The organism is Neisseria sp. P0022.S010 (assembly GCF_051956635.1).
In genome coordinates this window covers 1-393 of the sequence record NZ_JBQCXF010000956.1, presented here as the reverse complement: position 1 = coordinate 393, position 393 = coordinate 1, and the positions used below count along the sequence as shown (strand labels likewise).

1 protein-coding gene and 1 pseudogene are annotated in these 393 nt (G+C 49.9%); both read right to left on the bottom strand.

All coding sequences use genetic code 11. From position 1 onward, the window contains the following. Positions 1–104: pseudogene (locus ACTHUT_RS22310) on the bottom strand (CcoQ/FixQ family Cbb3-type cytochrome c oxidase assembly chaperone); the annotation flags it as partial. A 4-nt stretch (positions 105–108) separates the two neighbouring features. Beyond that, on the bottom strand, positions 109–393 hold a 285-nt coding region (locus ACTHUT_RS22305; RefSeq protein ID WP_440419994.1), incomplete at its 5' end, for a cbb3-type cytochrome c oxidase subunit II.

The following is a 393-nucleotide window of genomic DNA, read 5'->3' as shown; positions in this document are numbered from 1 at the left end:
TCATAGTTTTTCTTATTGCGTCTATTGAACACAATATAGAGGACTAAAATAAAGCTGATGAATACCCAAACAGTAAAGAGCGAGCGAGCCCAGTTAGCGTCCATGATGTTACCTTACGTTTTTCAATGCCAAGCCCAAGCCTTGCAGGTAGGCGATAACAGCGTCCAGCTCTGATTTGTTGGCCAGCATTTCAGGTGCTTTGGCAATTTCTTCATCGCTGTAAGGTGTACCCACTTTACGCAGGGCTTTCATATGCGCCACAGTTGCCTCGGCATCGACTTTATTGCGTGCGAGCCATGGGAATGCAGGCATATTGGACTCCGGCACAACGTCGCGCGGGTTCAGCAGGTGGATGCGGTGCCATTCATCGGAATAACGGCCGCCGACACGAGC